The sequence below is a fragment of the Shewanella sp. Actino-trap-3 genome (assembly GCF_002836275.1).
In the GTDB taxonomy this organism is placed as follows: domain Bacteria; phylum Pseudomonadota; class Gammaproteobacteria; order Enterobacterales; family Shewanellaceae; genus Shewanella; species Shewanella psychromarinicola.
Genome location: NZ_PJCE01000001.1, coordinates 3,536,560 through 3,552,190, shown reverse-complemented (window position 1 = coordinate 3,552,190; position 15,631 = coordinate 3,536,560). Strand labels below are relative to the sequence as shown.

Annotated in this window: 15 protein-coding genes; all 15 read right to left on the bottom strand. The window is 44.3% G+C overall.

Features of this window, described 5'->3' with window-relative positions:
• Positions 1–34 precede the first annotated feature (34 nt).
• The 15 genes from mreD to CXF80_RS15270 all read right to left on the bottom strand — a co-directional run bounded on the left by mreD (position 35) and on the right by CXF80_RS15270 (position 15,567).
• Positions 35–526 carry a rod shape-determining protein MreD gene (gene mreD / locus CXF80_RS15340; protein WP_101033816.1) on the bottom strand — a complete coding sequence of 164 codons (492 nt, stop codon included), beginning with the start codon at positions 524–526 and terminating at the stop codon, positions 35–37.
• A complete protein-coding gene (gene mreC / locus CXF80_RS15335; protein WP_101033815.1) occupies positions 523–1,470 on the bottom strand; it encodes a rod shape-determining protein MreC in 948 nt (315 codons plus the stop codon). The genes mreD and mreC overlap by 4 nt, the downstream gene beginning before the upstream one ends.
• 63 nt (positions 1,471–1,533) lie before the next feature.
• Positions 1,534–2,583 carry a rod shape-determining protein gene (locus tag CXF80_RS15330; protein WP_101033814.1) on the bottom strand — a complete coding sequence of 350 codons (1,050 nt, stop codon included), beginning with the start codon at positions 2,581–2,583 and terminating at the stop codon, positions 1,534–1,536.
• 192 nt (positions 2,584–2,775) lie between these two features.
• Complete coding sequence (locus CXF80_RS15325; RefSeq protein ID WP_198554770.1) at positions 2,776–5,373, bottom strand: DUF6701 domain-containing protein; 2,598 nt, start codon at positions 5,371–5,373, stop codon at positions 2,776–2,778.
• A 4-nt stretch (positions 5,374–5,377) separates the two neighbouring features.
• Positions 5,378–5,839 (bottom strand): MSHA biogenesis protein MshP, encoded by a 462-nt coding sequence (locus tag CXF80_RS15320; protein WP_101033813.1) that lies wholly within the window; start codon positions 5,837–5,839, stop codon positions 5,378–5,380.
• The gene (locus tag CXF80_RS15315) at positions 5,829–6,668 is read right to left on the bottom strand and encodes a PilW family protein (RefSeq protein WP_101033812.1); all 840 of its coding nucleotides are present in this window, start codon (positions 6,666–6,668) and stop codon (positions 5,829–5,831) included. The genes CXF80_RS15320 and CXF80_RS15315 overlap by 11 nt, the downstream gene beginning before the upstream one ends.
• On the bottom strand, positions 6,668–7,231 hold the full coding sequence (locus CXF80_RS15310) for a type II secretion system protein (RefSeq protein WP_101033811.1): 564 nt from the start codon (positions 7,229–7,231) through the stop codon (positions 6,668–6,670). Before CXF80_RS15310 ends, CXF80_RS15315 begins: the two co-directional genes overlap by 1 nt.
• Complete coding sequence (locus CXF80_RS15305) at positions 7,221–7,703, bottom strand: type II secretion system protein (RefSeq protein ID WP_101033810.1); 483 nt, start codon at positions 7,701–7,703, stop codon at positions 7,221–7,223. The genes CXF80_RS15310 and CXF80_RS15305 overlap by 11 nt, the downstream gene beginning before the upstream one ends.
• A 364-nt stretch (positions 7,704–8,067) precedes the next feature.
• The gene (locus tag CXF80_RS15300; protein ID WP_101034788.1) at positions 8,068–8,571 is read right to left on the bottom strand and encodes a type II secretion system protein; all 504 of its coding nucleotides are present in this window, start codon (positions 8,569–8,571) and stop codon (positions 8,068–8,070) included.
• A gap of 292 nt (positions 8,572–8,863) precedes the next feature.
• Positions 8,864–9,478: a pilin gene (locus CXF80_RS15295; RefSeq protein WP_101033809.1), complete on the bottom strand. Its 615-nt coding sequence runs from the start codon at positions 9,476–9,478 to the stop codon at positions 8,864–8,866.
• 108 nt (positions 9,479–9,586) lie between these two features.
• On the bottom strand, positions 9,587–10,159 hold the full coding sequence (locus tag CXF80_RS15290; RefSeq protein WP_101033808.1) for a hypothetical protein: 573 nt from the start codon (positions 10,157–10,159) through the stop codon (positions 9,587–9,589).
• Between the two features lie 32 nt (positions 10,160–10,191).
• A complete protein-coding gene (locus CXF80_RS15285) occupies positions 10,192–11,406 on the bottom strand; it encodes a type II secretion system F family protein (protein WP_101033807.1) in 1,215 nt (404 codons plus the stop codon).
• 2 nt (positions 11,407–11,408) lie between these two features.
• Complete coding sequence (locus CXF80_RS15280) at positions 11,409–13,169, bottom strand: GspE/PulE family protein (RefSeq protein WP_101033806.1); 1,761 nt, start codon at positions 13,167–13,169, stop codon at positions 11,409–11,411.
• Positions 13,166–14,626 carry a tetratricopeptide repeat protein gene (locus tag CXF80_RS15275; RefSeq protein WP_101033805.1) on the bottom strand — a complete coding sequence of 487 codons (1,461 nt, stop codon included), beginning with the start codon at positions 14,624–14,626 and terminating at the stop codon, positions 13,166–13,168. Before CXF80_RS15275 ends, CXF80_RS15280 begins: the two co-directional genes overlap by 4 nt.
• Positions 14,623–15,567 carry an ExeA family protein gene (locus CXF80_RS15270; protein ID WP_101033804.1) on the bottom strand — a complete coding sequence of 315 codons (945 nt, stop codon included), beginning with the start codon at positions 15,565–15,567 and terminating at the stop codon, positions 14,623–14,625. Before CXF80_RS15270 ends, CXF80_RS15275 begins: the two co-directional genes overlap by 4 nt.
• Positions 15,568–15,631 lie beyond the last annotated feature (64 nt).

Below are 15,631 nucleotides of genomic sequence, written 5' to 3'. Positions count from 1 at the left end.
GAACATAAAAACAATATTCACCCTATCGGGTGAATTAACGTACTTTATAATGGCGACGCAGATTGCGTAGTATCCAAAACACCCACCACCAAATAAATAAACTCGAAATCGCGGGTAAAAACATCTCAAAATTAAACGGCGCAGCCCCAACAACAACAAACTGTACCCAAAATATCACCACATGATAAATACAAATAAAACACGCGAGCAGTAATGACTGTTGCCAGCGAGGATAATTGCGTAATTGTTGACACAACATCACCACCAAATAAATAACCAACGACAGTGCTAATGAACGGATGCCTAAATGGGCTCCCAATAGCACATCAAGCATTACGCCGAGCAACCACGCGGTCAAAATACTGTAACGATGCGGTAATGCCATCGCCCAATACATCATCACCATAAGCAGCCAGTCAGGTCGCCACGCTTCTACCATTGTGGGCAGCGGCATAATCTGAAACATCATACCGATAAATAAAGTCAGCCATACCACTAAGCGACCATTTGCAATATGCGCGCTCATTGGTTTATCTCGCTGGTTATTGGCGTAGTCGTGGTTTCTGAAGGTGGAGCTTGAGATACTGATTCATTCGCAGCGGCTTCGGCTGCCTTTTTTATCAACTCTTGTACGTCAGCTGGAAGCGTAAAAGGTTTGGTTTCATCCGGCCAAATAAGTAATACGTAACGTATGCGATCAAGTGCCGCTAAAGGCTGAGCATTAATCACTGCATAGCTCTGACCATCATCACGGGATACACTGATAACACGGGCTACTGGATATCCTTCTGGAAAACGACTACCTAGCCCTGAAGTGACTAATAAATCGCCCACTATGATGTCAGTACTTTTAGCCACATGGCGTAATTCAATTTGATCAATATCGCCCATGCCATTAGCAATTGCACGCACATCGTTACGGGTAACACGCACCGGAATACCATGCGTTGCATCTGACACCATCAACACACGGCTGGTAAACTCACTCACTTCAACCACCTGCCCGACAACACCTTGGCCATCAACCACAGGCTGACCGACATAAATGCCGGTTTGCGAACCATGATTTAACACTACAAACTGTCTAAATGGATCGCTGGCCACTTCCATTACTTCGGCCACCATTTTACGAGAATCCATATGCACAGGTGAACCGAGCAATGCCCGTAAACGCTCATTTTCTTGGCGAACATGCTCAAAACGTTGTAAACGCTCTGACATGAGCAGCTGTTGGCGTAATAGTTGTTTGTTTTGCAATTCAAGCATGTTGCGGGTTGCAAATGCCTCGGCTGACCAGTCGAGCATCACACCTGGTACATTGGCTAAATATTGAAGCGGGCTTAACACCGAGGATAAAGACTGGCGAATGGGATCCAGGCGATGATTAGTCATCAGTAATGCCACCGACAAAATAATTGCCAGTGTCAATCTAAATTGACTAGAGACGCCACGAACGAAAATTGGTTTCATAAATTGTTCGCAACTTTGTTAACCCATAAAATGCCATTAACAAAGCCGCTCAGCCGATGATAATTAGGTCTCTTCAGAGAACAAATCACCACCGTGCACATCAATCATTTCAAGGGCTTTACCACCGCCACGAGCAACACAAGTCAGTGGGTCGTCTGCGACCATCACCGGAATGCCCGTTTCTTGCATTAATAAACGGTCTAAGTCACGCAATAATGCACCACCGCCGGTTAAGACCATGCCACGCTCAGCAATATCGGACGCCAGCTCTGGTGGCGACTGCTCAAGGGCAACCATCACCGCACTCACTATGCCAGATAACGGCTCTTGTAATGCTTCTAATATTTCATTGCTGTTTAAGGTGAAGCTTCTTGGCACACCTTCTGCGAGGTTACGACCGCGCACTTCAATTTCAAGTACTTCGTCACCAGGGTATGCGGTGCCAATGGTATGCTTAATACGCTCAGCCGTTGCTTCACCAATTAAGCTACCGTAGTTACGACGGACATAATTAATAATCGCATCGTCAAACTTATCACCACCAATACGTACTGATGAAGAATACACCACGCCATTTAACGAAATAATCGCCACTTCGGTAGTACCACCACCAATATCGACAACCATAGAGCCGGTCGCTTCTGATACTGGTAAACCAGCACCAATCGCTGCAGCCATTGGCTCTTCGATTAGGTACACTTCACGAGCGCCTGCACCCATTGCTGATTCGCGAATCGCGCGACGTTCAACTTGAGTTGCGCCTACGGGTACACACACTAATACGCGAGGACTGGGGCGGAAGAAACTGTTGTTGTGTACTTGCTTAATAAAATGCTGAAGCATTTTTTCAGTCACATAGAAATCAGCAATTACGCCGTCTTTCATTGGACGAATAGCTTGAATATTACCAGGCGTTCGGCCTAGCATTTGTTTTGCCTCTCTACCGACTGCAGCAACTGACTTTGGCCCATTGCTATTGCGTTCGCCGCGAATGGCAACCACTGAGGGTTCGTTCAAAACGATGCCTTCATCGCGAACATAAATAAGAGTGTTTGCCGTACCTAAATCGATCGATAGGTCGTTAGAAAAAATGCCGCGCAACTTTTTGAACATGTATCAGGCCTGTATTCTGTTGAGTCAGAAGAAGAAAAATCAGCTAACTTTATCAATGACACCCCCATTCTACAATACCGAATAGGTTAACAATTGCTAATCTGGCGTTTTTTTTTACAAAAGCTGTTAAAAAAACAACATTCGCGCAGTTTTAAATCAAAAAAGCGCAAAACTGACGCTTTTTTATGCAGATCATTGACCGACTTCGCGCCAATAAATGATCCTATCATGACCTCGGTAACGGCCCAAGAACGCACTTGCTCTTGGCTCATAGAGCTGGGTTGGACTTACTTGGTCCCAATTCCAATACCACTTAAGCCAACCGTCAACTTGTAACGGTGCGGTCACTTGACCGCGATATGCTACCGAACCGCTGTTTTGCCATAATAAGATTAACTGACCACCGCTGACTAAACTGCCGCCATCACTGCGAGTCACCGTTTGGCCAGCCGTTAATGATGGCGCGTATATTTCAGTGCCATCAAGCGCATCTGTAACGTTAGTACAGCTATCACTAACATTCGTTATCCAAGCGCTACCATTCCAATATTGGGCATAGGTTGGCATGCGCAGTATTTCATTTTCTGGGCCAAAGGTATTGTCCATCACCACTCTGCCATGACGTAAATCTTGGGTCGACAACTGTTTCGCGTTGCAGTTGTTGCTGTCGACGCAAATATCGCTGCTGTCTGCGCGCATATCAGGTGAGTCAATAAAGGACACCACCCCATCGTTATCAAATACTTGTACACCAATAGCTAACTGACTAAATGGTCCATCGGCGCTCGGTGGTGCGGTACGACTAAAATTAGCTTGATAAGATAATCCTACGTTTGCCTCACCCAAAGCCCAAGAGCTGGCATTAATAGGTAACGCGCTTAATCTGCCGCTTAAATCCACACCATCATTGGCATTTTCGCCCACTAAGCTGGCACCGGCTTTAGCAAAGGCACCTTGATAATTTTGAGTGGTATAAGTACCGGTATTAAATGCGCTTAAAGTCAACGTCAGACCAAAAGGTTGATCCATATAAGTAAAGCTACCGCAAGATGGCAACACACTTGAGCTACTCACCACAAAGCGGTCTGGTACAAAACGGCCGATGTTAGGCGATGCTGCCAGTGGAATATCATAGAAACTCGACCCTAAATAAGTACTCGCCGGATCTGCGGTAAATTTAAACACCCCCACTTCGGTTACCGACTGAGACACGGTATTACTGTTAGTGGTTTGGGCGACATGATTATATTTTTCTGCTCCCACCTCACCTAGCACGCCGCCAGATGGGGCAACTAATTGATGGCCTAATGTTACCTCGTTATGGCCATAGTTTGGCGTATTGATGTTATCGCAGTAATCAGTATCAACGTCAGACTCCCAGGCTTTACCTTGAACAACTACGTTAAATGACTCGCCGGCTTTTTTGTATCGATTACAGCTACTATCTCCTGCAGAGCACTTAGCATTATTATCTTCAGGCATAACACACAAGCCCACAGGGCAACTGACAAACTGATCTGAGCCAACCATCACCAAGCCTTGCTCATCGCCTGTGCCAGTATACTTAGCATCAAGCTGCATTTTTCCGGCATCGGGATAATTGACGTCGATGTTAGCTTTACCTGTGTCATCGAATGTCAACTCAAGCGTGGTTGCTGCGCTCTCCAGTTTACCTACCTCAGTATTATTTACTGTTATCGCTTGACCACTAATTGGAGTGATGGGATTGATATAAGAGCTCCAAAAATCGACATTTTTAGTGGTTTTGGAAAACAGAGGGACACATTGCAGGGTCTCATCTGAGGTTTTCACCGCACTGATCGAAATATTGCCTGTCGGTTTATTGGCCAATTTATCTGGCACATCAAAAACAAACCCGCTTTCGGCAAAACTTAAAGTACAGCTTGCGGTATTTAGCGCCCCCGAACCACTGCGGCACAAGGTGTTACTGCCTGCTATGGTTGAAGGAACGGAAGATGTCACCCCAATAGTGATTGGCGTAATCACATTATTGCGTAAAGCGACCGTTGCACTGCCATTTTCAAACTTCACTACATTGGTTTTATTAGCGTCAACATACCAAGCGCCATTGGTATTAGGAGCAAGCGATAAATTAGCCTCCACTGGATCAGTAAATAAATTACATGCCGCATCTTTACACGCTCTGACCGTCATGGTTTCGGCCTTACAGGTCAATGGCGAGCTAGTATAGTCAAACTCAAAATGATGTAACTTGAGTACAGGCTGGGTATTGCACATACCATTAAAGTCTGCCTTGCTCACCTCATTGAGATCGACGTCGACATTGCCATTGCCGTTTCTATTGTAATCCCCCCCCGCTGCTACTGCGCCATAAACGGCGGCATTACCTGCAATGGTGACATTACCTGATGCATAGATTATTGCCCTGACGCTACTCTTACCTGCAATACTCAGATTGCCCCTGACATAGATAATCAAGTCCCGGGCCAGTCCCGACATATTAATATCGGCTTGATTCAGTGACAATGAGTCAAAAAACAAGCGGGTAGTGGTGCCATTGGTGCTAATAAAATTACCCTGCTTAAAGGATCCCGCACTGAAGTTGTAATTCCCAGCTGAAAAGCTGTCGCTACGAGTACAGCCCTTTTTGTCACAGGCAAACTGGCCAGCGCTGGGGGGCAAGTTGGCTGGCAGTGCCAAATGGGGATTAGGATATAGATTGGGCGGCTTAGTGAAAATTTGTTCGCACTGGGACCAGGCCTTAGGCAAAAAACCTAACCCAAGACAAATCAGTAATATATTGCGCACAATATTAATCCCCACGCGCTTCTACCTCTACTTGACGACTGACTCGCAAACACGTTGAACTGCTGGAGTTACCAGCACAATTACCAGTTTCGCATACCGCTGAGCTGTTAATGCGATATTGGATCACACTGCCCACAGTGGCAGTATTACAGCTAATCGACACAGTGCAGTTATGGAACCCATTGAAGCCTAACCCTATTGGCGGCATCCATGTTGAACTGACATCATCACAACTTGTGGCAGTGCCATCGACAGGAAACAGCTGGGCTAACGCGGCATCGGCGCCACTGTTAGCACTAAATAATGCCCGAGTGCCCCACACTTCTTGATTAACTGACTCATCAGCATCACCAACAATGCGGATCAGACTCGCCGCAATAAGAAACATCACCGTCAGCACAAAAATGCCTATGATAAGTGCGCTGCCTTGTTGCGAATGTTGGCTTAATTTCAGCTTAGGGTACATTCATCACCTGCACTTGATGTTGATAATTGAACGTTTCACCATTGACGCTAAATACCGGTTGTAAATGCACAATAGCATTGGTGATAAGTGTTGATGGCATTAAAATAATGGCTGGATTAACCGCTAAGGTATTAGTAATATTTTGCGCCATCAATACCCCATCACCCATCACTGTTGGCGACATTGTTGGTGACGGTTGATTGGGCTGGTAACCATAGTCTTGATATAAGCGCAGCTCTATATTATTGGCGGTGTTAATAAAGCAGTAACTCAATGGGTTATCGGCAAGGTATAAGCGTTTTAATGGCGAAGCCTCAGTAAAGCGCACGCTTTGAGTTAAATTAATAGTCAGCTGGTCGCCCGATGCTGCCACACTTTGCACGGTAAATCGTTTAGCGGTTGTCCCTAGGGGATGGTAGATTTCTGTCGTTGTTAATGGATAAATCAGCACTGATTGAGCGGCGGTAATTGAACCAACGCTTTTAATCGCCGTTAAGCTATTTTGCGCTGTTTGCGGAAAAAACGGCGCATTAAGATACGATGTGCTGGTGCTAATGGGTAATAATTCTAGGCATTGATAACTGCCATCGGTTGCGGTTAGCACGCGCATGCTATTAGGCACGGCACGGCGGATATCCCGAGTCATCCGCTCGATCCCAAATCGGCTCTGACTGAGCACTTGATCAACCGCGCTTGATTCGACAAAAATGCGGGTGCCAAAAATAACAAAGCTACTGACCCCAACCACAATAATGCCCAAGATTAAAATCACTGTAACCATTTCTATTAAGGTAAAACCAGCACGTTTTGATCGGCGGCGACAAGGCATTAGTAGTTACTCCTTAGCGCTTGGTAATTGATCACTTCATTGGCAGGCGTGGTCACGGCGACGGTAATTAATTTTTGCGCTTTCGTAGTCGAGTCAATATATGACACTGACACTTTCAGTTTATAACGAGGATAGGCTTGGGCATAGGTTTGGCTTGAGTCGAGCATATTATCCGATTCACTTAACCCATCATAATCATCAATGTCATTGAAGGTGTCGCGGCTTTCACCGTCAGGCCCAAGAAATGGGGTTCCGTCCACTGCTAAAGCATAAGAACAAGCTGAACCTGCTGGACTATCACAGGCTGGGACACCGCCATTAGCATTAGTATTTTGGTCATAACGCTTACCCCAAATTTCATTCATTACCGAATGAGCCAACTCGGCCGAGCGCACTCTGTGCAAGGTTTTTGCCGCCCTGTCCGCTTGGGGAAACAGCATACTGGTGAGCATCACTATCGCAATAGCTATCACCATCATACCCACCACGAGTTCGATTAAGGTAAAGCCACTTATACCTTGTGATGGATAACGACCTTGAGGCTGTTGAGGCTTACTGGGCATAAATATAACCCTCAGACTCTACTGCTATGGCGAGGGTTTCATCTGCCACAGCATTAAAACAATGTCCTGAACACAGCGGAGATATTATCCGCCCTAAACTATCAAAGGTAATCGAAAACACTTGGCTGGCGGTACTGGCAAGGGCGATATGGGCGCCACCACTAAAAGATTGTGCTTGCTCGGTACGGACTGAATTGCTACACGTATTACCTGAACGGTCACTAAAATAACCTAAGGTATAGCCACTGGCATTCACCTCAATTTGATAACACTGATCGGTATTTTGCATCGCTTGTAACTGGACCAGACGTAGCTCGCTGATAAATTCATTACGCAAACTATAGGCACTAAAAGATGAGTCAGATGACAGCCGCGGTAATACCGCCACGGCCAAAATGCCGATCAAAATCATGGTGGTAACCAATTCAACTAAGGTAAATCCCAGCTGAATATTGCGTTGTTGACTCACTATGCGATGTCCTCATTCTACTTGATGAACATTTATACCGTCCAACATGCATTAAACCATAATGATTTTAGCTACTTATATTAACTTATTCATTATGGTAACAACAGCCGATATTGTCTGTTTATTCTTAAGCTAAAGCTGGGTTGATAAGGATAGTGTGAAATCGCTTATCATATAAATATTTGGGATTGATTTTAAGTGAGTTTACATCTTTGCACTTTGTCTAACAGTAATATTGATGAGCTCATTTAAGTGCCGAGTTAATGACAATTACTTAATACATAGTGGAAAGCATCTATCTTATTTTTAGATATACCACAGATAATAAAAAGCCTGCAAAAGCAGGCTTTTTATTACTTAAACATTATTAACAACCATCTGTCTTTAATGTATATATAGGTAATGTGGTCGATGTTGCTGGAGTGTATTCTAAATGACAATCAACAGCTGGGGTTACTGGTGTACCTGTACCTACTGCAGCATATGGCGAGCTGGTTTGGTACAATACGGTTGCTTTTGTCAAATCAGCACCAGCAACAATAGTCCAATCTGACGCTGTATCTATTTGTAACATATCACCTAAAGATGTGGCATCATTTTGTAAATAGCCATAAGTAATCTTTGCAGTGTCACTAGAGTCTGAACTAATCTGAACAGTGGTATCAGCATCTTTCTCGTCGCCAGCAATAGCAGCTTTTGAATAAACTAAAGTATTTGCACCTTGTAACGATGCTTTTAAGCCACTTAACGTCGATTGATAAGCATCACCTTGCAGGTTCATAAACTTAGGTGCTGCCGTTACCGCTAAAATACCGAGAATAATGATCACAACCACTAATTCGATTAGGGTAAAACCTTGTTGCTTTTGCATGTTAACTTGCATTTAACTTACCTTTTATATAATAAAATCAGATATTTAACATCTCAACTCGTTGAACCGTATTAAACCTTGGTAAAACATGGCACGAGCTGAACTTCCAGCTATTGTTTGAAACGACTATAACTGATTAACGATAACCAATTAAAACGACTATCACTTTTAGTGACAATGACGGCTTAACACGGTGACTGTTTAACACTTAAGCTAAATAACACTTAGACTAATAACAGCATATTTTATTAATCATTTCAATGGTAAACACCTCAAACTATAAACTATTAACTTATGGCGTGAAGGGTGTTTGGGTAAAGCTTAATACTTGCCCTGTACCTGGATTATATATCACGCCTTTTGCATCCGCAGTCGTTAAGTCAGGTGCAGGTGTAGGCACACCATTCTGATTGAGTACTAGTGAGGCCACTTGATGATACACACATAAATCAAGGTTGTTGACTGTTTGGCCATCGATATCGATCGATGAACCGCCAGCACCGTCTAGTACACTAACGGTGTAGCGTACAGCGCTTGCATCTTGGTTAGCCAATACGTTTCTTGGCGCATTTTGTAACACTGAATCAAAGACTTCCTGACATCGGGTGCTATTCATAGCGGTTGCACTGGTGTTTGAGGTGCCTGTTGGATAACCAAAACGAATGTCTAGTGACACACTGGTGCCGTCTAAAATGACATTATCATTACGACGCCCATCGACTTCCCATTGGGCACGCACAAAACTCACCGCAGTGGCTAAGCCGCCCGCTACACCGTCTACACTGGCGTCTTCTGCATCATCGGTCACATTTAAAAAACGCGGGATCGCTGTGGCGGCCAATAAACCGAGGATAACAATAACAATGACCAACTCGATCAATGAAAAACCTTGTTGTTTCAATTTCATAATATTTTACTCTTCTATATTGCGCCTACAACAGAAATAATATTGGTTCAGCTCTAACTTAGCTAATATTATCAGCTTATTAACACTTTAACACTGATGGAACACCCTCTATCCGTCATTAATTAAAAAAATCACTCTACCCGTTTGCAATTGATAACTTAAACTGGCTTTATTATCTGAAGAGTAGCGGCAAATATTAGTATCAGACTGATAATCAACCGTAATATGCAACTGTTGAAGATTAGTGGCCAGTAATTGACCCCATAGTCGCTCGCAACCTTGAACATCATTCGTATCAATGATTGGCCAACCTTGGTCAGATAAAGAAATCCAATTATCGGTGCCAACGAGATCAGCATCGTCGTTAATCTCGTCGGTGTTGGTTCGACCGTTTTTTGACGCTGTCTTATTGCTCTGTGAAGTAAGCACATTTGATGCCAAATTATGCCATGACAGCTGCATTTTATCCGGCCGACCAGAAGCTAACCATTGACTGCGCACCATAGCTAACACATTCAAAAAACGATTTTGTTCAAGCTCTAGACCCCGTCCACCTATATTTGACGCGGTATTGAGATAACGTATACCGAAAATAGCCAGCAACACTAACAACACCACAATAGCAATGACCTTGCCATAAATGCTAAGCAGTTCATGATCCGCTTTTTGCTGGCTCAGCATGCCGCTATCCCATCAATAATGTGCATTATGCGTTAACCGCCTTTGACCACATTAAGCATATCCCACATAGGAAGATAAATGCCCAGTGCCAGTATCAATACAATGCCAGCAACAAAGCCGATTAAAATAGGTTCAAGTTTTGCCGTCAGATTTTTTAAATCGTAATCGACTTCGGCTTCATAAAAATCAGCGGCATCATTTAATAGCTGATCTATTTGGCCCGTCTCTTCACCCACGGCCACCATTTGCAGTACTAACGGCGTAAACAGCTTACTGCTATTGGATACCCTTAGCATTGACTCCCCCGATTCAATACCTCGGCGCATCCCGACAATCTGGTCATGCATATAAGCGTTATCCACCGCATCGGCTACCAAGCTTAATGCTTGGGTCATGGGGACACCCGCACTGATCATCATCGAAAAACTGCGACAATAACGCGACAAGGTTGAACGCTCAATAATGGAGCCTATAACAGGAATATGCAGTTTCCATAAGTCCCACTGTTTTTCACCTTTTGCACTATGATGCCAATATCGAATACCCACTACAACGCCAATCAATAGCACTATCATGTGGGGCCAGAAATTAACAAACAGGCTAGAGGTGCCAATTAATATTTTTGTCGCCCATGGTAGTTCTGCACCAAAACGAGAGAACATATCGGCAAACTTAGGGATAACCATAATATTCAAAATAACCATCGCAATGGTAATGGCGATCAATACAAACATGGGATAACGCATTGCCGCTTTAATCCGCCGACGAGTTTCTTGTTCTCGCTCGATATAACCTGACAACTGGATAAAGGCATCTTCCAACTTACCGGTATTTTCACCCACATGGATCATCGACACAAACAACGAATCGAATATCTCCGGATGTTGATTCATCGCCGAAGATAACGGTCGGCCCGAAGTGAGCTGTTGTGAAATATCATCTAAGGCTTGTTTCATCCGATCAGAATGAGTGGTTTCTGATAAGCCTGCAATCGCCCTTAAAATGGGAATACCTGAACGGGTCAGTGAATACATTTGCCGACTAAATATTTGCAATTCTTCCAGCGACACTTTGCTTTGAAACAAGCTCATTGAAAAAGATTGCTTGGTTTTCACTTCACGTAATTCTAGTGGAATAATCCCCCGGGAAAGCAACGCATCGGCCGCCGCGCTTTCATTGGCAGACTCAAGCTGTGAACTAACAGCCTGCCCTTGTGAATTACGTCCTCGATATTGATATGTTGGCATTATTACAATCCAATATCTTGTTGGCTAATCAAATCTTCCGACAAGGCCACTTTCGATTCACTGACATCTTCAACCAGTTTTGACACCTCTTCGAGTGTGGTCGTGCCTAAGAATAAATACTCCATCGCGGAATGTGCCAGTGGGATAAAGTTAGGGCTGCGCAGGGCTGCACGAGCGAAATCTTGCGGATTACCGGTGCGCATGGCATCTATCATGTTCTCATCGAGTTCGAGTATTTCAAAAATACCAATTCGGCCGCGATAGCCTGAGCCGTTACAGGTTTGACAACCGCTGCCCACTTTAAACGTGGCGCTGCTAATATCTCTTTTAGTCACACTGTTAAGCCAGCTACGTTCAGCCGCTGTGGGCAGATAATCTACCGCACAATTATGGCAAACACGTCGAACCAGACGCTGAGCGATAATGACCCGCAGCGCACTGGCAACCAAATAACTTGCCGCGCCCATATCGAGTAATCGCAACGCACTGGTAACAGCATCATTAGTATGTAACGTCGATAACACGAAATGACCGGTTAATGCACCTCGTAAACCAATTTCCACGGTTTCTTGGTCACGCATTTCTCCCACCATGATGATGTCGGGATCTTGACGAAGCGTGGTACGCAGCACGTTAGAAAAGTCTAAACCAATCTTATGATTAACCTGGACTTGGTTAATTCGCGGTAATTGATATTCAACCGGATCTTCTACGGTGATAATCTTTCTATCTGCAGTGTTAAGCTCACTTAAAATACCGTACAAGGTGGTCGTTTTACCGCTACCTGTTGGCCCAGTAACTAACAACATACCGTGAGGACGTTTAATCTGTTTACGAATACGCGCCACAATATGCGCTGGCATGCCGGTTTCATCTAAGGTGCGCAGGCCGGTGGTTTGATCTAATAAACGCATCACCACAGATTCGCCATGATAAATCGGCATGGTCGACATCCGCACGTCGATTTGATGACCTTTTATTTCCATATGAAAACGGCCATCTTGTGGCATACGCTTTTCTGAAATATCCAATCCCGCCATCAATTTAAGCCGTAATACCAGGGCCGAGGCAATATTAACCTCACTGAGAATGTTCTCATGCAATTGACCATCAATACGCTGGCGGATCCGCAAGACTTTATCGCCGGGTTCAATGTGAATATCTGAGGCACGCATTTGAACCGCATCCTCAAAAATAGACTGTAATAACTTCACCACGGTGGTTTCGTTATCACTGTCGCTTTGCGTCAAATTAGCCAAGTCGAACATGTCATCAGCGGCATATTCTTCATCAAGCTTACCGGCAATCGCTGCAATTTGATCGGTACGGCGGTAAAGGTTGTCAAACGCATCGAGTAATTGTTGTTCTGGCGCCACCGCGATCATTAACTGCTTAGGGGCAACTAATACTTCAATGTTGTCGATAGCCTGCAAATCAGCGGGATCACTCATGGCAACTAACACATGGTCAGAGTGACTCTCCACCACTAAAGCACGAAAACGTCGCGCTTGTACTTCGGGGAGAATATTCACCACTTCGGCGGCAATCGGACGACGACTAATATCAAGGTACGGTAAATTAAGCTGCTGAGATAAAAACTTAAGTAACTGATCTTCAGTGATACAGTTCAAATCAATTAATGTCCGACCCAGCTTTTTACCTGAGCTACGTTGCTCTGTTAATGCTTGCTGTAATTGCTCGTCGGTGATAATCAGCTCTTGAACAAGAAGATCTCCTAACCGCATCTTTAACTTAGGCTTCATCGGTTTGCTCCTAACTGATCTAAACGCTTTTCAATAAATGTCATGGCTGAAGTTGATAATCCTTCATAGCTTAATGCTGATCGGTAAGCTTGAGCGGCTTGGGGATATTTTTTCTGCGAATCGAGTGAATAACCTAAGCCCATCCACCAGCGAGGTTTAGTCGATTCGGATAACAATAAGTGACGATAAGCAGCCTCGGCTAAAGCAAAATTTTTCGATTTTTGGGCTAAATCGGTTTGGGCTATCCATTTATCACGAGCCCATAAAGAGTTATCGGGGATCATGGCCACTGTCGACAATGCGGCATCATAAGCATTCATTTGAGTTTGGATTTGCGACAGAATCACATAAAACTCCCATTGCTGCGGAAACAAACTGACTCCACTTTCGAGTAATAGCATTGCCGCCGTAAAATTACTTTGCCCATAATAAATTTTGGCCAATTGCTTACGGGCTTTATGTAAACTCGGCTGTAAAATAATCGTTTCTAAATAGTAACCTGCTGCATCATCAAGGCGCTGCGCTTGCTCTGCATCCATCGCTTTTTGATATTGCAATTGCGCCATTTGCGTCTTAGTGAGAACCACTTCTTTGACCGTCATCTCCACAGGCTTTTGTATCACAATTGGAGCTTGTGCAGGCAAACCAGACGATGGTGCTGTGGTTAAGCCTTGCGTGGGGGCAATGTTATTAGGTGCAATGTTATTAGATGACATATTAGTCGAGGCAATCTTACTTGATACCGCGTTATTCGATACAGTCTGATTTGGTCCGATGTTATTTGGGGCTGTCTTATTCGAGCCTAAAACACTGGGCTTATCTGTGACTGTTTCTGTGGCTATTTCTGTGACTAAGGCTGCCGCTATTTGCGCGGGTGTTTTGACTGTTTCAGCGACTTTAACGCTGGTTTGTGGTGCCAATTCTGAAGACATGTCAATAGTTTCAGCCGTCGCCACAAACCCAGTGCCCACTGCTGAGGTATCCGTTGTCTGACTGACTTGAGTACTGTCTTGAGTACTGTCTTGAACATTATCTTGAATACTGTCTTGAGTTATTGCGACAGTGTTCGCCTGAGTGGCTGTTTGCATAGGAGCTTGAATGGGTGTCGCTGTTGAGCTTACAACTAACAACTTAGGCGACTCAGTAGCAACGCCATCATTATCTTGTGGCTGACTCAGAAATGATTGGGTTTCTTTACTCGCAGAAGCGCTGACAGCGCCTGGCTCACTGACCATTTGAATATTGGCTTGGCGGTACATCGACACACCAAACCACAACGTGGGGATCAATAGTGCTGCAACAATAATAAGACCAATAGATGCTGAGCGAGATTTAGCGACGGATTGATACTGAATTTGAGGACGCACGAATTCTCCCACGGGGGGTGCCGATGGGTTGTCTATTCCGGGCTGCTGACCCTGCTCTAAATCTTTGAGCATTTTGATAATCACACTCATTTAATTTCGCTTATTTGTGTCATCCATTCACCACAACAATTTGGGCCATTCAATCCGATAAACAACATCACAGCCCCAAGCAATATAATGAGCAGCATACTGACACGAGAGTACGTCACTTTATGTTGTAAATTAACATCTTCGGTATCCATTATTGCCGCGAGACAATGCCGCGACAGTACCTTTTTTTCACCTTGGCCATAACACAGCAATAAGCTCTTATGCGCCAATATATTTACTAAACGCGGGATCCCTCGAGCGGCTTTGGCAATGCGTTTAATATCCGCGGTACCGAACAATTCCGGCCCTTGATAACCCGCAACAGCAAGTCGGTGATGAATATAAGCTTGTATTTCATCCCATGTTAACGGACGCAGATCATAGCTAAAGGTAATACGTTGTCTTAATTGTCTAAATTTAGCTTGTGCCAAACGTTCGTCTAATTCTGGTTGACCAAACAGCACGACTTGCAACAACTTGCGACTTTCGGTTTCTAAGTTAGTAAATAAGCGCAACGCTTCAATACTGTCATCAGGTAATGATTGTGCTTCGTCCAACACTAACACTACGTGAAAGCCTTGGTGATTTAACGCTAACAAACGCTCATGGATAAGCCTTGTCAGCTGTTGCTGATCTAATTTGTTAGGTAAAGCCAAGCCAAGTTCACCCGCTACAGCCCAGCGTAATTCTTTAGGGGTTAAATAGGGATTAGGTAAGTAAGCGCAATGGTATTGAGCCGGTAAATCATTTATCAGCTTACGACAAACCAAAGTTTTACCTGTGCCCACTTCACCAGTGACCTTGATAAAACCTTCACCTGTCTGTAATGCAGTTTGGAGTACTTGTAAGGCTTCCACATGCGGCGACAACCCAAAAAAGAAACCCGTATTTGGGGTAAGTGTAAAGGGTAACTGACTTAAGCCAAAGTGCTGCAAATACATAATTACTGGCTATCCCTTATCAATTTCAACCGCCAAACTTATCAACCGCCTACGGCAACTTATC